The organism is Micromonospora sp. NPDC049102, from assembly GCF_043197485.1.
Taxonomy (GTDB): Bacteria; Actinomycetota; Actinomycetes; order Mycobacteriales; family Micromonosporaceae; genus Micromonospora.
Genome location: NZ_JBICTE010000017.1, coordinates 60,797 through 78,325, shown reverse-complemented (window position 1 = coordinate 78,325; position 17,529 = coordinate 60,797). Strand labels below are relative to the sequence as shown.

Sequence of the window (17,529 nt, the reverse complement as noted above, 5' to 3'; positions counted from 1 at the left end):
ATCTTGAAGCCACCTTGTAGGTTGTACGCGATACCTGTGGCCTGTTCTCGGGAGGAGAGGTGGCCGTGACCGAATGGGAGCCGGCCACGGAGGCCGAGGTGGCGATGCGGGACGCGCTGCGCGCCAACGACCAGGAGCTCTACTTCCGCCTCCTGTCCCGTACCGATCTGCTGTTGCCCGTCTCCACTCCGGCGTCGCCCGGTCAGGCCGCCGGCTGGGGCACCTGGACGACCGGCGGCCGGACACACGTGCTGGCCTTCACCTCCGCCTCGGCGTTGCGGGCCTGCCTCGGCGAGCACGCCGGCACCAATCGGCGTGTCCCGTTCACCGACCTCGCTCTCGGCTGGCCCAACCACGAGTGGTGGCTGGCGGTCAACCCCGGGTTGCCCGTCGAGGGGTATCTGCCGTCCTGGTTCGTGTCCCAGCTCTCCCGTGGGGACGTCCGGCTGCCGGGCCGCGCCATGGGCGCCCGTGCCCGGCTGGAGCGGGCCGAGACCCTGGCCCGGTCCCGAGCGGGTACGACCGGCCGGGACACCCCACCCGCCGCCGGTTTCGTGCCGCCCGCACCGCCGGTATCGGACCCGGCGTCATCCGCTCGGCCCGGGCCGAGGGGCACTACGCCTCCGGTGGGCCCGCCCTCTGCCACCCCCACGCGCTCGCCCGGCCCGTCTGACCCGCCGCACCGGTCCTCCGGCGCCCAGGACACGCCCGCCGACGCCCCACGACAGTTGACCGACCCGCCGCGCACCGCCCCGCCGGGCGCCGGTGCCGTGCCGGGTGTGGGCCGCACCGCCCCGTCCCGGTACGTACCCCTGGCCGCCGATCGCACCAACGCCGCCCCGGCCGACCAGCCGGTCGCCCGCGCGGGCCGTCCATCCGTGAGTCGACCGGCCAGCGACGGTGACGGCCCGGCCGCCGGCGACGGCAGCACCCAGGACGGTCGGCGCTCCTTCTTCGAACCGACGTCCGGTCGTAAGTCGGGCCTGCCCCCGGGCGATGGTCGGTCGGGCGACCGGGCCGTGCCACCGTCGCGGTTCGGGCGGGGCAGCCAGCCCTTTCCGCGCCGGCGGCCCGCCGACGCGCCGGGCGGCGACAGCGCCCAGGCCTTCGCGATGCCCGCGCCGGACGCCAGCCGAGGGCCCTGGCCGCCAGCCGGCGACCTGGGCGCGTCCCGGGTGGTACGAGCCCCTTCGGCCGACGACGAGGCCACGCAGCCGCTGCCGCCGCGTCGGCCCAACCCGCTGGCCGAGGAACCCACCCGCGCGTTCCGGGTGCCCGGTCGGGTCAACGGTGAACCGCCACCGATCCGCCCTGCGGGGCCGGTGCCCTCGGCGGACGAGACCCAGGCGATCCCGCGTGGCCGTCCCGGTGACCGGCGGCGCTTCGAACCGGTGGAGGAGCTGCGGCCCTCGGTAGCGGAACCGGTCTCCGGTCCGCCCGCGCCGCGTCGCGGCTTCACGCCCATCGTCATCGAGGGCACCATCATCGAATCGCGGGACCTCCTCGATCCGACCGAGGTCGGCCCCTTCTTCGACACGACGCGGCGGCCCGACCCGACCACCACCGCCCCGCCACCATTCAGCCCACCCGTGCCCGGCCCATCCGTGCCCGACCCGGTCGCGCCCGGTCCGGGTGTGCCCGACCCCGCTGTCCCCGCCGCGGCGGCCAGTGGAGCGAGCCTGCTCGATCCGCCCGCCGTCACCCCGGACAGCGACCCCCTCCTGGCCGGCCCAGTCATCGGCAGTGACGCCGGCTTGGGCAGTGACGCCGGCTTGGGCAGTGACGCCGGCTTGGGCAGTGACGCCGGCCTGGGCAGTGACGCCGGTTGGTTGTCCCGATCTTCGGCGGGCTACGAACCCGAGCCGGTGCGTACCGACCCCGACGCGCAACCCGCGTTCGCGTACAGCGAGCCTCCGGCGGCCGGCGAGCCGGCGTCGCCGCAGTTCCAGCCGGCGAACACCGTCGAGGAGGACCTGCTCGGCGCTGCCGGGGCCGGGAGCACCGACACGTTCCTGTCGACACTGCTGCTGGCCCGCGTGCTGTTGCCGGCCGAGGCGAACTCGGCGCGGGGCAGTCGCCCCGGCGACCCGGGCTTCGTCTGGCGTACCGCCCAGATCGACGGTGAAACGTACGTGGTGGTCTACACGTCCCCGGAACGCCTCGCCGACCACGTCGAGGGCGCCGTCGACACCGTCCGGGTGAAGTTCGCCCAGCTGATCCGGCGCTGGCCGGACGAGGACTGGTCGTTCGCCGTCAACCCGGGCACTCCCGTCGGTGCGAAATTGCCCGGGGACCAGATCGTCGCGTTGGCCAACTGGGCCGCCGAGGTGGGGCTCGGCGACGATCTGGAGGTCGACCCGGTGGAGCCGGCGGCCGAGGCCGAGCCCACGGCCCGTCCCCGATACGCCCCGGCGGCGGTCGACCCGGCCCGGCCGACAGTCATGCAGAAGGCGGTCGCGCCCAGCCAACTCGCGTACTACCTGGAGCGGGGGTACGACCGAGTCTCCGGTTTCGTGCACCGGGCCGGTGAGCTGGCACACCTGACCACGCCGGCCGAGCTGCACGACGCGCTGGGCCTCAACTATCCCGGTTCGCCGTTCGAGCGGGACGCCGAGGAGATCTACGTGCTGCGGTGGCCGGCGCACCGGCCCAGCCTCTACCGGATTCCGTACGGGGGCCAGAACGAGCCGGCGATGCGGGCCATGGAGGGCTGGGTCATCGAGCGTCCGCCTTTCCGAGGCAACGGCTTCGCCCCGGGCGAGAGCAGCGACGTGGTGGCCGAGTTCAAGGTGGACAGTGCCCGCCTCCCGCACGGCGCGCAGCTCTGGCGCATCGGCGGGGACGGCAGCGAGCGGGTGGTCGCGGTGCTCGACACGGACGCGGTGAATTGGCGACGGGTTCCGGAGGAGTGATGCGCGACGGCTATGTGGCCCGTTGGCAGGGCCGGGAGTACCAGGCCAGTCCGGACGGCGACGACATTCGCCTCTACCAGCCCGAGCCGGGCGAGGGCTTCGAGGAGGTCCGCGCGGGCCGCTACGTGCGGGTGCTGCCGGTGAGTGAGATCGAGGACCTGGCGTACGTGCGGACCACCTGCACCTGGAAGGGCCAGCCGTTCATCGTGCTCGGCGAGCACGACGCCTGGCTGCGCGTCGAGTACACCGGTGGTCGTTGGCCGGTGGCCGAGGCGATGCGGCTGGAGGTCTTCGACTTCGGCGTCTACCAGGGTTGGGCACCGGCCGCCGAGGTCAGCGACCTGCGCGAGCAGCGGGTCTGACGGGTCACGACTTGGCCCACCGCAGGATCTCGCCGAGCACCACCTCGGGGGCTTCCAGGTGCGGGAAGTGCCCCACCCCGTCGAGTAGACGCCACTCGTAGGGCGCCACCACGTATCGGCCGGACCCCAGGGCGGTCCGGGGCAGGGCGGCGACGTCGGCCGCGCCGTGCAGTTGCAGAGTCGGGGTGACCAGCGGCTTCTGCATGAGGCGGACGAACCGGTACCCGTGTAGCCGCAGCGCGGAACGGAAGGCCCAGCGATAGCCTTCCAACGCGCAGAAGGCGGCCTGCGGGATACGCATCGCCTCCCTGCACCGATCGGCGTACGCCTCGAAGTCGCCGCTGGCGGCCCAGCGCGGGCCGGCCCAGCGGCGCAGGATCTCCTCGACGGCCGCCGCGCCGTCCCTGGCGAGCACGTGTTCGTAGCGGGGGAGCTGGAACTTCAACGCCGGGGTGGAGGCGGCGAACTGCCCGCGCGGGTCGGCAAAGATGGCGGCGCGCAGCCGCAGCGGGTGGGGTGCTCCCAGGACCACCAGCCGGCGGACCAGGGAGGGGTGGAACGACGCCACAGTCCAGGCCACCATGCCGCCGACGCCGCTGCCGACGAGCGTCGCCGAGCGCTCACCGAGGGCCCGGATCAGGCCGGCTATGTCGGCGGCGAGGGTGTAGCCGTCGTACCCCCGGGGTGGTTTGTCGCTGGCGCCGTAGCCGCGCAGGTCCACGGCGACCGCGCGGAAGCCGGCGTCGGCGACCGCGGGAAGCATCTGGTGCCAGGCCCACCAGTGCTCGGGGAAGCCGTGCAGGAAGAGCACCATCGGGCCGGTGCCGGCCTCGACCACGTGGAAACGGGTGCCGTTGGCGCCGACGAAACGGTGCGTCCACGGCCCTTCGGTGAGGACGCAGGACTCGTCGACGGCTCCGCCGCGCTGGTCGGTCATGGTTGACAGCCTAGGACCCCGTCAGCAGGCAACCGTTCCGCCGGCCCGTCCGGGACGCGCAGGGACGGTCAGACGACCGGGCTGATGTCGACGATGGTGGCCGGAACGCCCGGGCCACAGTCGGCGGCCGGGTCGGCCGGGCCGATGGTCACCCGGACGGTCGTGCCGACGGCGAAGGTGCCCATGCCGGTGCCGTGCAGCGCGTACTGCCGACCGTCGTCCGTGACGAGGCCGTAGCAGGGCCCGTCGCCGCCCCGGGTGATCCGCCCGGCGAGTGCGTTGGCCCTGCGGGCGTCGGTCGGCCTGCGCGGCGGGCGACGACGGCGTGGGTTCGACGGGTCTGGTCGGCGCGCCGGTCGAGGGGATGTCGGAGGGCGTCTGCTCGGCGGACACGGTCGCTCCTTCGTGTCGCGTTCCGGCGCACCCGGCGAGCGCCAGCAGGGCGGCCAGAGCGGCGCCGGTCGACGTGGTGCGGGTTCGCGGGTGCACGGATGATCCGACGCGCGTCACCCGGTCGTCGTTCCCCCGGAAAGGGCGATGCCCGGGCAGGTGACCTGCCCGGGCATCGCTGAGGTGCGGGTGTTGCCTGTTACCGACGATCAGGAGAAGCGGACGTTGGTGTAGATGCCGTCCTGGGACACAACCTTGATCTTCCGGCCGGTAGCGGGGAGCTTGACGCCGTGGTTCGGCAGCTCCGGGTACCAGTACTGCTGGGTGTCGTCGAACAGCGGCTGCGCAGCCTGGCCACGAACGTAGTTCGCCTGGCTGTCGATGTGCAGCGTGAACGAGTCCGCCTTCTTCAGGCCGAACGGCGCGTCGTAGACCTGGACGCGGGCCCGCCAGGGGGCGCCGGTCAGGTTGTACAGCGGCCGCGGGTGCGCATCGATGATCAGGTTCCGACCCTCACCCGGGTGCTCGAACGTGTCGTTGTCCGCCCACCGCAGGTTCCAGTAGGAGATCAACAGACCCTCCTGGTACGCGTAGTGGTCGACCAGGTCGGGGCGGGTGTTCTCGTAGCCGAAGTAGTACGGGCCGGTCTTGAGGTACTTGTCGTACGAGGTGTACGACCGGGTGCCGGCGATGTAGTAGTTGTCGAACGCCTTGGTGTAGGTGGCCCCGGCGATCTCGAACTTGCCGGCGAAGGTCCAGCCGTTGGCACCCGTCTCGCCACCGTCGGTCAACACGGTCTGGCCGTCGGCGGTCACAGTGATCGCGTCACCGTAGAAGCCGCCCCGGGACAGACCGCCGTCGGTCTGGTAGCGCAGCCGGAACTGCACGACCTTGCCCGCCGCGGAGTTCATCGGGATGTTGACGTCGACCCACTTGCCGCCGCTGGAGCCGTCCAGGGCGAAGCGCCCGGGGGAGATCTCCTTCAGCGGGTTGCCGTTGACGGTGCCGGGCAGGGTCGCCCAGGTCTTGCCGCCGTCGGTGGAGGCCTCGAAGAACAGGTAGTCGAACCCGGCCTCGATGTTGTAGCGGCCCTTCATGGTCAAGGCTGCCGACGACTTCCCGGTGAGGTCCAGCGTCCGGGTCATCGTGCTGTTGAGGTTGTCCTCGTTGCCCGTGAAGAACTGCTTGCTGCCCTCGAACGGCGCGCCGTTCGAGAAGGTGTAGTCACGGTCGGGGAGTACGACGACGGCGGCCTGCGCCTCCGGCGAGTTGTACTCCTGCGGGCCGAGCTTCACGGTGCGCTTCTCGCCCAGCCCGATCGTGTCGTGGTCGAGCCAGCCGAGCTGGAGCTTGTTCCATGCGCCGAGGTCGCCGCCGCGCTCGCCGATGCCGCCGTCGTTCTTGCCACCGAGGCGGCTCTGGGCCATCAGGGTCCAGTGCTCGTTGTTGTTGTCGCCATTGTTGATGGTGTTGTAGTCGTCCGGCAGACCGAGGTCGTGGCCGTACTCGTGGTAGAAGACGCTCCGGCCACCGTTCTCCGGCTGGATGGTGTAATCACCGATCCAGACGCCGGTGTCACCGATCTGGGTGCCGCCGGCAGGGAAGTCCTCCGGGCCGGTGTTGCCCTGGTCCGAGGCGTACGCGTACCAGCGGTGACTCCAGATGGCGTCCTCACCCTGGGCAGGGTCGCGGTCGGCCTGGTCGCCGCCGGAGTGGACGATCTGGAAGTGGTCGATGTAGCCGTCCGGCTCGTTGAAGTTGCCGTCGCCGTCGTAGTCGTACCGGTCGTACTGGTCCATCGACTTGACGTCGGCGGCGATCTGCGCGTCGGTGCGACCGGCGGCCTTCTGGTCGAGGACCCACTGGTTGGCGGCGTCGCGGACCAGCGCCCAGGTGTTGTCGCAGACGTTGGTGTCGCAGACCGCCGGGTCGTTGGCCGGGTTGGCGGTGTCGTCGTCGGCGATCGGGTCGTCGGAGCGCCCGTACCGGGCCTCGTTGTACTTGACCTTGACCCAGTCGGTGACCTCGCCCTCGACGCTGTAGCGACCCGAGGACTGGGCCTCGTAGTACTGCTTCAGCGACTCGTCACCGGGGTTGGTGCCGAAGTAGAGCTGCCGGTAGTGGTCGGCGTTGTAGTCCGGCTGCCAGACGGTGGAGTTGTCCACCGCCCGGTTGGGCGCCGGGATCTGGTTGTTCAGCGGCCCGTCGAACTTGGTCGGCCCCTCGATGTCGGGGTCGATGTTCTTGTCCGGGTAGTTCGGGTGTCGCTCGTTGCCGAACTCGGCAAGGATCACGAAGATCTTGTCGGTCCGTTCACGGGAGAGTTCGACGTACTGGTCCTCGGTCTGGGCCGTGCCCGCCCCAGCGGTGCGGGCGGTGGCCGTGTCGGACTGGGTCTTGCCGACCTTGACGACCGTGCTGCCGTTGATCTTCTCGGCCTTGGCCTTGCCGGACAGGACCTTGCTGAGGCCCTCCTGGCGCAGCGCACGCCGCTTGTCCTCCAGCGGGTTCGGCAGGTCGTGGTCGGCAAGGGCGGGCTCGGCGACCGACGGAGCGGCCGGCAACTTCGGCTGCGGCGCGGCACTGGCGGACGGTCCGAACGCCAGCCCCGTCGCCGTCAGTGAGAGCCCGAGCAGACCCACTGCGACTTTGCGCACGTGGTACCTCCGGTGTGAGGGAGCCGGCCCAAAGGGGGTATGGACCGGCGATGAATCAGTCCCACTAGTGGGACCTTTGGTGAACATAGACACTGCTGCGACGGGTGGGAAGATGTGCGCGTCGTTTTGTTGCAAGATCTTGTTGGGAAAGCTTTTCACCGTCACACCCTCGCGCTTCATCTGCGCTCGAACCGGGCCGGACCGGCCGGCATCGTCAGCAGCGATGCATTTCGATCAATGAGATCAGGTGTTACGACAGTGGGGCCGGTGGCGTTCCCGCCACCGGCCCCACCATCAGTTGCCGAACCCGCTAAACCGTCACTTCTTCGCCGGTGTGACGTAGATCGTGGCGGACGAGTTGTCCTTCGCGGTCTTCCGGATCGTCAACGAGACGCCGTTCTGCACGCCCGCGTCGCCCGGGTTACCGGTGCCGAGCACGATCGCGCCGCCGCCCAGCGTGACGCCGTAGAACTCCGGCGCCGGGCTGCCGTCCGGGTTGGTCACCCGGGTGGTGTACGCCGCACCGCCGCGCGACGGCACCACGACCGAGGCGTCGTTGTCCCGCGCGTACGGAGCCCCGTCACGCATCTCGATGCCCGGGTACCAGCCCTTGGCGTCGGTGAAGCTCTTCACCGGCGCCTGCGCCTTGAACTTGGTGCAGTACGCGCTGTACGGCTCGTCCGCCGCCTCCAGGCACTCCGTGAAGGGGTACGTCTTCTGGAGCGTGAAGGCCGCGTTCGACGACTGCGGACGGCTCGGCAGGTTGTCCGTCACCGACGGGTCCTTCTCGGCCGCCGTGCCGGTACGCCGCAGCGGGTCGAAGTGCGAGTCGACGATGAGCAGCCCGCCCTTCGCGCCGTAGCTGGGCAGCGCGGTCATCTGCCCGGTGACGTGGTTGACGTCGCCGAGCGCGCTGTCCCGGTACCACACCAGCATGCCCGGGGCGTTGTAGGAGATCCGGTCGACCTTCCACGCCTCGTGCGAGTAGATGGTGTCGTAGGCGTACTTCAGGCCCTTGTCGAAGCCGTCGAAGTTGCGCCACTCGGCCAGGTAGTACTGCGCGTGGACCTCGGTGCCGCCGGCGATCTTCCAGCCCGCGCCGGTGGTGTCGACGAAGGTGCCGCCGCTGGTCGTCCAGCCGTTGGCACCGCCCTCGACGTCGTCGCTCCACGTGGTCGCGCCGCCGCCGGTGACCGAGAAGTCGTCGACGAACCAGTTGCGCTCCTCGAACGCCTCATCGGTGGCCAGGCGCAGTCGCACCTGGACGGTCTTGCCCGCGTACGCCGACAGGTCGACGTAGTCGTGCCGCCAACCGTCGGTGCTGCCGGTCAGGCCGTACTTCTTGCCGCCGAAGTCGTTCATCCGGCCGTTCGGGTCGCCGTAGTTGTCCGGCGTGGTGACCACCGCGCCACCCTCGGCGTACACCTTCTGCTCGGTCCAGGTCGTGCCGCCGTCGGTCGAGAGCTCGACGAAGCCGAAGTCCCAGTCCTCTTCGATGATGTAGTTGTTCCACATCCAGAACTTGGCGTCCGCGGCGTTGGGTACGTCGACCGAACGGCTCAGCTTGACGTCGGCCCAGCTCTGGTCGTTGTTGCTGTGCCACATCTTCGTGCCGCTGTGCGGGGTCGCCAGCACCGTCACCTTGTCCGGCAGGTCGACCTTGATGCCGTCCTCGGAGTCGATCGGCGTACGCGAGGTCTGCCCGAGCTTCACCTCACGCGGGTTGGAGCCGGGACGGATGGTCAGCGGGTCGGCCCAGCCGAGCACCCACTTGTCCCAGATGCCCATGTGCGTCGGCAGCGCCTGGAAGACCTCACCCGAGTGCGATCCGGAGGCCATCAGGTCCCAGAAGTCCACGTCGGAGTCGGCGTTGCCGGACGTGTCGTAGAGGTCCGGCAGACCGAGGTCGTGGCCGAACTCGTGGGCGAAGACGCCGACGCCGGCGTCCTCCGGCTGAACGATGTAGTTCGACACCTTCAGGCTGGTGCCCGGGATGGTGTAGCCACCCGGAACCGAGGAGGAGTGCGCCCACACGGCGTACACGCCCTGGTCGCCACCGCCGCGCGACTTGCCCTGGCCGGCGTGCACCAGCACGAGGTGGTCGATCACGCCGTCCGGCTCGAAGAGGTTGCCGTCACCGTCGCGGTCGGCCTGGTCTTCCTTGTCGTACTCGGCCCACGGGAAGTTGGGGACCTTGGCGGCGAGCGCGTCGACCGCGTCGGTCGCCAGTCGGCCCGCGCCGGCCGGGTTGTCCGGGTGGCCGTTCATCGACTGCTCCCGGCCGGGAACCCAGTTGCCGTCCTCGTCCTGGGTGCAGCGGTTGGCCGCGTACCAGCCCTCCGAGTGCGGCACGCTGATCCACGGGCTGGCCTGCCCGTCGACCGTGTACGCGTTCTTGGACATCTCCAGGTACATGTTGTGCATGGTGCGACCGGAGAGGTCGACACCCTTCTTGCCGTCCGGGCCCTTCAGGTCCTTACGAACCCGCTCGGTGATGCCCTTCTTGCTGTACAGCATCTTGTCGTAGTGCGACGGCGAGAAGTTCGGCACCCAGAACGAGTTGTTGTCCTCGTGCGGCAGCCGCGACGGGTCCGGGATCTTGTTGTGCTTCGGCCCGTTCTGCACCGTGCCGGGGACGCAGGTCCGGTCCTCGAACACCGTCTTCGGGACCATCACGTTGGTGAAGTCGTCGTTCGCCTTGTCGTTGAACTCGACAAGCAGCGTCAACAGCTTCGCCGTCTGCGTGGTCGGCGACTGCTTGATCTGCCGCGGGCTCTTGCCCGTCTTGATCGACTTGGCCTCGATCTGGGCGAGCTGGCGCGCGGTCACCGGGTTGCCCCGCGCGTGCTTCTGGTCGAACGCGCGAGCGGAGTCGACCGCGGGGGTGTAGATGCCGTTCTTGCCCTTGACCTCACGGCCGGTGGTGTCCGTCTGCACCTCGGGCTCGGCGTAGTTCATGTAGTACTCGTCAGCCCCGATCACCGCCCGAGGGGTGGTGGACGGCTGTGCCGCCGCACTGCCACTCACGGTCAGTGAGGTGGCCGCGAGGGCGATGACGGGCAGCGCGACGAGTAGTCGTCGGCGCGACCCCTGATGGGAGTTTCTGTTCATGCCGCTCCGTTTCTCGGGCATGGGCGGAGGAAGCCGGCCAACTCCGGGAGCGCAGGGCGCATCGAGGCCCACCGACATTCGTGAAACTAAATGAAGAACAAGCCGATTGGCGGGATCGTGATGGAGGCGTTATTCGTTCCCCCACCTCGGGAAGCTGCGGCTGTGGTCGTACCTTCACAGAAGACGACGGTGGGTGACGGTCCGTCCGGACCGTCACCCACCGATGGGGTACGTCTGTCGTCAGTCCTCGTCGGACTTCGCGCCACTCATCCCGGAGGAGATCAGCTCCATCACCGAGGAGTCCTGCAGGGTGGTGACGTCACCGAGCGAGCGGTTCTCGGCCACGTCCCGCAGCAGCCGGCGCATGATCTTGCCGGAGCGGGTCTTCGGCAGCTCGGCCACCAGCATGATCTGCCGAGGCTTGGCGATCGGGCCGAGCGTCTTCGCCACGTGGTTGCGCAGGTCCGCGATGAGCTGCTCACCCGCCTCGCCGGCGATGTCCGTGCTGCCGCGCGGGATGGCGAACGCCACGATCGCCTGGCCGGTGGTCGGATCGGTCGCGCCGACCACCGCCGCCTCGGCCACCGACGGGTGCGACACCAGCGCCGACTCGACCTCGGTCGTCGAGATGTTGTGCCCGGACACCAGCATCACGTCGTCGACGCGGCCGAGCAGCCAGATGTGCCCGTCGTCGTCCTTCTTCGCCCCGTCGCCAGCGAAGTACATCCCCTCGAACCGCGACCAGTACGTCTCGATGAAGCGGCTGTCGTCACCCCAGATGGTGCGCAGCATCGACGGCCACGGCTCGCGCAGCACCAGGTAACCGCCACCACCGTTCGGCACCGACTGGCCCTGGTCGTCGACCACGTCGGCGACGATGCCGGGCAGTGGGGCCATCGCCGAGCCCGGCTTCGTGGCCGTCACTCCCGGCAGTGGCGAGATCATGATGGCGCCCGTCTCGGTCTGCCACCAGGTGTCCACGATGGGCAGCTCACCCCGACCGACGTGCTGCCTGTACCACATCCACGCCTCGGGGTTGATCGGCTCGCCGACGCTGCCCAGCAGCCGCAGCGACGACAGGTCGAAGCCGGCCGGGATGTCCTCGCCCCACTTCATCATCGTCCGGATCAGGGTGGGAGCCGTGTAGAGGATGCTGACCTTGTACCGGTCGACGATCTCCCAGAACCGGCCCTTGTGCGGGGTGTCCGGGGTGCCCTCGTACATGACCTGGGTGGCGCCGTTGGAGAGCGGGCCGTACACGATGTAGGAGTGGCCGGTGACCCAGCCGATGTCGGCGGTGCACCAGTAGACGTCCGTCTCCGGCTTCAGGTCGAAGACCGCGTGCGTCGTGTACGACGCCTGCGTCAGGTAGCCACCCGTGGTGTGCAGGATGCCCTTCGGGCGGGCCGTCGTGCCGCTGGTGTAGAGGATGAACAGCGGGTGCTCCGCGTCGAACGGCTGCGCCGTGTGCTCGGCCGACGCGGTCTCGACCGTCTCGTGCCACCAGTGGTCCTTCTCCGACCAGGCCACGTCCTCACCGGTACGCCGGACGACCAGCACGTGCTCCACCGACGGGCAGCTCGCCACCGCCTCGTCCACGGTCGGCTTCAACGCCGACGGCTTGCCCCGCCGGTAACCACCATCGGCGGTGATCACCACCTTGGCGCTGGCGTCCTGGATGCGGTTGCTTAACGAGTCGGCCGAGAAGCCGCCGAAGACCACGCTGTGCGCCGCCCCGATCCGGGCGCAGGCCAGCATCGCCACCGCCGCCTCCGGGATCATCGGCAGGTAGATCGCCACCCGGTCGCCGGCCGTCACGCCCAGGTCGGTGAGCGCGTTCGCCGCGCGGCAGGTCAGCGCGTGCAGCTCGGCGTACGTGATGGTCCGCGTGTCGCCCGGCTCGCCCTCCCAGTGGATCGCGACCTTGTCGCCCCGACCTGCCTCGACGTGCCGGTCCAGACAGTTGTACGCCACGTTGAGCTGCCCACCGACGAACCACTTCGCGAACGGTGGGTTCGACCAGTCGAGCACCTCGTCCCACTTCTTCGACCAGGCCAGCCGGTCGGCCTGCTTCGCCCAGAAGGCGAGCCGGTCGGCCTGCGCCTCGGCGTACGCGTCGACGGTGACGTTGGCGTGCGCGGCGAGCTCGGCCGGCGGGGGGAACTGGCGCGTCTCGTTCAGCAGATTGGCCAATGCCTCGCTCATGCCGTGACTCCTCGTCCTCGTGGTGACCTGCGTCTCGATGGGCACGAGGGTAGTCGCGGGTCCTGCGGCCGGCGACCGCTGCCCACCCCGTCGCGCCGAGCGGCCCCCGCCACGCGCCCGACGGCCCGCCGCTCGCCGCTTGATCGACACGGGATCGGCGAAGTGGGTCTATCCGAGCGGCTTTATGCCCCCACTTCGGCGAAGTCGTGTTGATCATGACTGCGGCTCGGCTGGCCTGGGTGGTCAGGCTCGCGTTCCGGGCGGGTGTGGGCTGGCCGGCCCGGCCGGCTCGCTAGCGTGGCGGGGTGACCACCGACCCGCTCGCCCCGCTGCTCGCGCTCGCCGACATCGCCACCGCCGTCGACCGGGCCCGCGAACGCTTCGACCAGGCGCTCGGGCACCGCGCCCTGCGTCGCAACGGCGGCCAGGTCGCGGCCGAGGTCAGCCTCCGGTCGGCGGTGGCCAGCGCGGCGCTCGAAGGCGTCGTGCACGAGCGCGAGGAGGTCCGGGCCGGCACCGTCACCGAGCCGGTCCTCCAGGGGGCGCTACGGGTCGCCGGGGCCCTGCCCGGCCTGAGCGAACTCTGGCCGAAGGCGCCCCGCCAGGCTCTCGCCCGGCTGCACGTCCTCGCCGCCCGCGACATCGTGCCGGAGGCCGAGCTGGGTCGTCCGGTCGCCGACCCGGTGGTCGCCGCCCGCCTCGACGGGCTCGCCGGTCTCGTGGCCGGCGGGACGAAGGTGTCCCCGCTGGTGCTGGCCGCCGTCGTACACGGGGAACTGCTCAACCTGCGCCCGTTCGCCGGACCGTCCGGTGTGGTGGCGCGCGGCGCCGCCCGGCTGGTGCTGCTCGCCAGCGGCCTCGACCCGCGCGGCCTGCTCGGCGTCGACGTCGGGCACGCCGAACGCGAGCCTGAGTACGTCGGCTCGGCCGGCGCCTTCGCCACCGGCACCCCGGACGGGCTGCGCTCGTGGCTACGCCACTACATGGCGGCCGTCGAGGTCGGCGCGGACCAGCTCACCACGATCGGCGACGAGATCCTCGCGGCCGCCTGACCAACCGGACTGCACGAGCATGCGGATCAGGCGGCGGCGACGGCGGCGCGGGTCTGGTGGCGGCGCGGGTCAGGCGGTGGCGGCGGCGCGGGTTCGACGGTGCCGGCCGTACCAGGCGATGCCGATGGCCACGCCCACACCGACCCCCAGAGCAGCTGCGGCCACCGGGACGGCGGGCCGCTCCCGCCAACGGCGGCCCAGCGGGATCGGATGCCGGAACTCCAGCACCGGCCAGGCGTTCTCGGAGGCCAGCTTGCGCAGCTGCCGGTCCGGGTTGACCACGCTCGGGTGCCCCACGCACTCCAGCAGCGGACGATCGCTGTACGAGTCGGAGTAGGCGTACGAGTCGGCCAGGTCGTAATCGCGGGCGGCGGCCAACTCGGTGACCGCCTCGACCTTGCTCGGACCGGCCGCGTAGAACTCGACCTCACCGCTGTAGCGGCCGTCCCGCACCGTCATCCGGGTGGCGATCACGTCGGTCACCCCGAGCAGCTCGCCGATCGGCCGGACCATCTCCTCGCCGGACGCCGACACCAGCACCACGTCCCGCCCGGCCGCCTGGTGCTCCTCGATCAGGGCGGCGGCCTCGGCGTACACGTAGGGGTTGATCAGCTCGTGGAGTGTCTCCGCGACGATCTGGCGGACCTGTTCCACCTGCCAGCCCTTGCAGAGCGTGGCCAGGTAGTCCCGTGTTCGGGCCATGGTCTGCTCGTCGGTGCCGCCCAGCCGGAACATCAGCTGCGCGTACGCCGACTTGACGACGTCACGCCGAGTGATCAGCCCGTCCCGGTAGAACGGCCGACCGAACGCCAGGGCGCTCGACTTGGCGATGACGGTCTTGTCCAGATCGAAGAAAGCGGCACTTCGGCCCACGGCGCGAAAGTCTAGCCGGATGGTCTATCGTCGGCGGGTGCCCGGGGTCAGGCCACCCCTTGGACCTGCGGACGGGTGCCCCCACCACCGATCAGCGTGACCGTGCTCACATTCCGCGAGGAGATTTTCGCGCAGAGTGGAGTGAACAACACTCGACGTGACGGGCCCGCTCAGGCAGACTTGTCCGCACGACGTGCTTTCACATCCCGAAACAGACAGGCCCTCGGCGGTTGCACCCCCCGTGACCGCTGAGTGGTTCGGCTCGACCCCCCCGGAGCCGAACCGTTGACGACCCCCGTCTCCCCCCGACGGGGGTCGTCCCTTGTCGGGGAGCGCTCCCGGCCAGATCGACGTTCACGGTATTTGGCCCTGCACTGGGAGCTTGCTCGCTCGGATCAGGATCTGTGTCTGAGGGCCGCGCCGGCCTGACGGGAAGAGACGGATGCCCTCGACCCAGATCCACTCGTCCTGGGGAGGGCGGTTCGCCACCAGCCGTACCCCGGTCACCCATAGCCGTATCGGTCCGTCTGACGGCACAAGGCGATCGGCCGCGCCGATGTCCAGTGCTGCCCCGAGCTGTACTCGAACGTCAAACACCGCGTCTCCTCGTGGTTGGCGCCTTGTGCTGATGGGATGGCGCGCTTGTGTGCCGCTGGATCTGGAGGCCGGCGATCTGGGCGAAGACTTCCCGCCGGGCCAGGGCCTCGTCCGTGGCAAGGTCGATGGAATAGCCGGTCAGCCAGATCCAGCCGTGATAAGTCGGCTTGTCGCAGACCGAGGTGACCCGCAACCACAGCGCCCGATCACCGCCGAACTGCACTGACGCCTGGCCGTCGATCAGCACCAGGTCGCCTGGTGCCGGTACCCCCGGCCGACGCGGCGGGACGGTGCGAGGCGTCTGGGCGGGCGAGCCAGTCGCGGACCGTCGTTCGGGGCGGAGGGCCACGCCAGCGCCTACCCGAGCCAGCCTCAGCAGTTCACCGCGCAATCGGATCCCGGGCAATCCAGGCACCATCCGCAAGCAGTAGCGCGGGTCCGCTCCGCACCACGCCTGATTGTTCGGACGGTCCTGTGGGCGGAGCTGTACTTCCCGCCCGAGCCGGAGCAGGGTTGGCTGTTGGTCGATACATTCAGTGCTGGCATAGGGACAGGCTGTGGCCGATGGTGCTGAGTTACCTGGAAAATCCTTCCGGGTTCCAACCCTGCGCAGGGGAGACGGTTAGCTGGTGCGCGGGAGAACCAACAACCTGACCATTGGCGAACGCGTCGCCTGGTACCGCTACCGACGCGGCCTGTCCCAGGAAGTCCTAGCTGGACTCATCGGCCGTACCGCCGACTGGTTAGGCAAGATCGAAAACAATCGGATCGAGCTGGACCGACTCTCCGTCATCAAGTCCCTCGCCGAAGTCCTCGACGTCTCACTCGGCGATCTACTCGGCGAACCGGGGTTACTCGACTGGACCGACGACAGCGGCACCACGACCGTCCGCGCCCTCCGCGCCGCCCTGATGGACTACCGCGCCCTCGGCCCCTTCGTCAGCGACACGGACACGGAGCCGACGAGCGTCGCCGTGCTCAGGAAAGAGGTGGGCGCAGTCTGGGATGCCTACCAGGACTCCCGATTCGGGTACGTGACCAGCCGCCTGCCCGAGCTGCTACACCGCGCCCAGGCCGCCGCCGACCACCACAACGGCAATGATCAGGACCAGGCGCGCCGGCTCCTCGGCTTGGCGTACCAACTCGCCGCCACCCAACTCACCAAGCTCGGCGAAAGCGACCTCGCCTGGATCGCCGCCGACCGCGGCCTGACCGCCGTCCGACCCACAGGTGACCCACTCGTCACCGGCTCCCTGTTCCGCTCCGTCGGACACGCTCTGCACGCCACCGGGCGCTACGCCGAAGCGGTACGCCTCACTGAAGACGCCGCCGGCTACCTGGAGCCCCACCTCACGCACGCCACACCGGCGCTGCTCTCCGTCTACGGGACGCTGTTCCTCTCCGGTGCGATGGCCGCCGCCCGATCCAACGACGCCACCACCACCCGCACCTTCCTCGCCACCGCCGACCACACCGCCGGCCAACTCGGAGCCGACGCCAACCACCTCTGGACCGCGTTCGGCCCGACCAACGTCGCCATCCACCGCGTCGCCACCGCCGCCGAACTCGGCGACCTACAAGTCGCCATCGACCTCGGCCCGCGCGTCGACACCGCCGGCCTACCGATGGAACGCCGCGTACGACACGCCCTCGAAGTCGCCCGCGCCTACAGCTCATGGAACCGCATCGACGACGCCCAGGCCGTCATCCTCGACGCCGAACAAATGGCACCCGAGCAGGTCCGCCACCACTTCCTCAGCCGCGAACTCGCCCTGACCTGGATCCGCCGACAGCGCGGCAAGCCCTCCGCCGAACTGGTTGGCCTGGCCCAGCGACTCAAGGTGCTCGACTGAACCCAGTCCATCTAGGCTGCCCTGGTGACGACCAACGAGATGCCACCCATGGCAACCCCACGCGTCGCCGCCGGCGCCCTCTTCTTCAACGACGAAGGCCACGTGCTCCTGGTGCGCCCCAGCTACAAGAAACACTGGGACATCCCCGGCGGCTACGTCGAACCCGGCGAGTCACCCCGAGCCGCCTGTATACGCGAGATCCAAGAGGAACTGGGCCTCACCCCGGCGGTTGGACCGATGCTGGTCGTGGACTGGGCACCCGCCGAACATGAAGGTGACAAGCTCCTCTTCATCTTCGATGGCGGATCACTCGGTACCGAGCAGGAGCGGGACATCCGCTTCGCGGACGGTGAACTGACCGAGTGGCGCTACGTCAGCGCAGAGTCCTTGGAGCAGCACGGCCCACCCCGACTCGCCCGCAGAATCCGCACCGCTATCGCAGCACGCAGTAACGGCGTGTCCGTGTATGCCGAGCACGGCAGCGCAATCTAGACCGCAGTTTCGATACACAATCAAGGCGGCCCTGAGCGGGCCGCACGCGCCGCCGCCTGGGCGCGCGTCCGTCGCTCCGCTGGCGCTC

Annotated in this window: 11 protein-coding genes; 5 read left to right on the top strand and 6 right to left on the bottom strand. The window is 69.9% G+C overall.

From position 1 onward, the window contains the following. Nucleotides 1–65 precede the first annotated feature (65 nt). On the top strand, nucleotides 66–2,912 hold the full coding sequence (locus tag ACGFH9_RS18075; RefSeq protein ID WP_393220371.1) for an SseB family protein: 2,847 nt from the start codon (nucleotides 66–68) through the stop codon (nucleotides 2,910–2,912). After that, nucleotides 2,909–3,274 carry a hypothetical protein gene (locus tag ACGFH9_RS18070; RefSeq protein ID WP_393220368.1) on the top strand — a complete coding sequence of 122 codons (366 nt, stop codon included), beginning with the start codon at nucleotides 2,909–2,911 and terminating at the stop codon, nucleotides 3,272–3,274. Before ACGFH9_RS18075 ends, ACGFH9_RS18070 begins: the two co-directional genes overlap by 4 nt. 4 nt (nucleotides 3,275–3,278) lie before the next feature. Here ACGFH9_RS18070 and ACGFH9_RS18065 read toward each other — a convergent pair whose 3' ends face one another. The 4 genes from ACGFH9_RS18065 to acs form a co-directional block, all read right to left on the bottom strand. After that, the gene (locus ACGFH9_RS18065; RefSeq protein ID WP_393220366.1) at nucleotides 3,279–4,211 is read right to left on the bottom strand and encodes an alpha/beta fold hydrolase; all 933 of its coding nucleotides are present in this window, start codon (nucleotides 4,209–4,211) and stop codon (nucleotides 3,279–3,281) included. Nucleotides 4,212–4,810: 599 nt separating this feature from the next. After that, nucleotides 4,811–7,243, bottom strand: coding sequence for an immune inhibitor A domain-containing protein (locus ACGFH9_RS18060; RefSeq protein WP_393220481.1), 2,433 nt, complete (start codon nucleotides 7,241–7,243; stop codon nucleotides 4,811–4,813). Nucleotides 7,244–7,576: 333 nt separating this feature from the next. Beyond that, nucleotides 7,577–10,369, bottom strand: coding sequence for an immune inhibitor A domain-containing protein (locus tag ACGFH9_RS18055; protein WP_393220363.1), 2,793 nt, complete (start codon nucleotides 10,367–10,369; stop codon nucleotides 7,577–7,579). Between the two features lie 240 nt (nucleotides 10,370–10,609). After that, a complete protein-coding gene (gene acs / locus ACGFH9_RS18050; protein WP_393220359.1) occupies nucleotides 10,610–12,574 on the bottom strand; it encodes an acetate--CoA ligase in 1,965 nt (654 codons plus the stop codon). A 305-nt stretch (nucleotides 12,575–12,879) separates the two neighbouring features. Between acs and ACGFH9_RS18045 the strand changes: the two genes are divergently transcribed. Further along, nucleotides 12,880–13,626: an oxidoreductase gene (locus tag ACGFH9_RS18045; protein WP_393220356.1), complete on the top strand. Its 747-nt coding sequence runs from the start codon at nucleotides 12,880–12,882 to the stop codon at nucleotides 13,624–13,626. Between the two features lie 69 nt (nucleotides 13,627–13,695). Here ACGFH9_RS18045 and ACGFH9_RS18040 read toward each other — a convergent pair whose 3' ends face one another. Next, nucleotides 13,696–14,499: an HAD family hydrolase gene (locus tag ACGFH9_RS18040; RefSeq protein ID WP_393220353.1), complete on the bottom strand. Its 804-nt coding sequence runs from the start codon at nucleotides 14,497–14,499 to the stop codon at nucleotides 13,696–13,698. 589 nt (nucleotides 14,500–15,088) lie between these two features. After that, on the bottom strand, nucleotides 15,089–15,343 hold the full coding sequence (locus ACGFH9_RS18035) for a hypothetical protein (RefSeq protein ID WP_393220350.1): 255 nt from the start codon (nucleotides 15,341–15,343) through the stop codon (nucleotides 15,089–15,091). Nucleotides 15,344–15,725: 382 nt separating this feature from the next. Here ACGFH9_RS18035 and ACGFH9_RS18030 point away from each other — a divergent pair, with 382 nt between their 5' ends. Together ACGFH9_RS18030 and ACGFH9_RS18025 are read left to right on the top strand one after the other, a co-directional pair. After that, the gene (locus ACGFH9_RS18030; RefSeq protein ID WP_393220347.1) at nucleotides 15,726–16,949 is read left to right on the top strand and encodes a helix-turn-helix domain-containing protein; all 1,224 of its coding nucleotides are present in this window, start codon (nucleotides 15,726–15,728) and stop codon (nucleotides 16,947–16,949) included. A gap of 24 nt (nucleotides 16,950–16,973) precedes the next feature. After that, on the top strand, nucleotides 16,974–17,441 hold the full coding sequence (locus tag ACGFH9_RS18025) for an NUDIX domain-containing protein (RefSeq protein WP_393220345.1): 468 nt from the start codon (nucleotides 16,974–16,976) through the stop codon (nucleotides 17,439–17,441). Nucleotides 17,442–17,529 lie beyond the last annotated feature (88 nt).

Coding starts and splice junctions, on each gene's coding strand:
- ACGFH9_RS18055 (WP_393220363.1), bottom strand. CDS start 10,369: ATGAACAGAAACTCCCATCAGGGGTCGCGCCGACGACTACTCGTCGCG.
- ACGFH9_RS18065 (WP_393220366.1), bottom strand. CDS start 4,211: ATGACCGACCAGCGCGGCGGAGCCGTCGACGAGTCCTGCGTCCTCACC.
- acs (WP_393220359.1), bottom strand. CDS start 12,574: ATGAGCGAGGCATTGGCCAATCTGCTGAACGAGACGCGCCAGTTCCCC.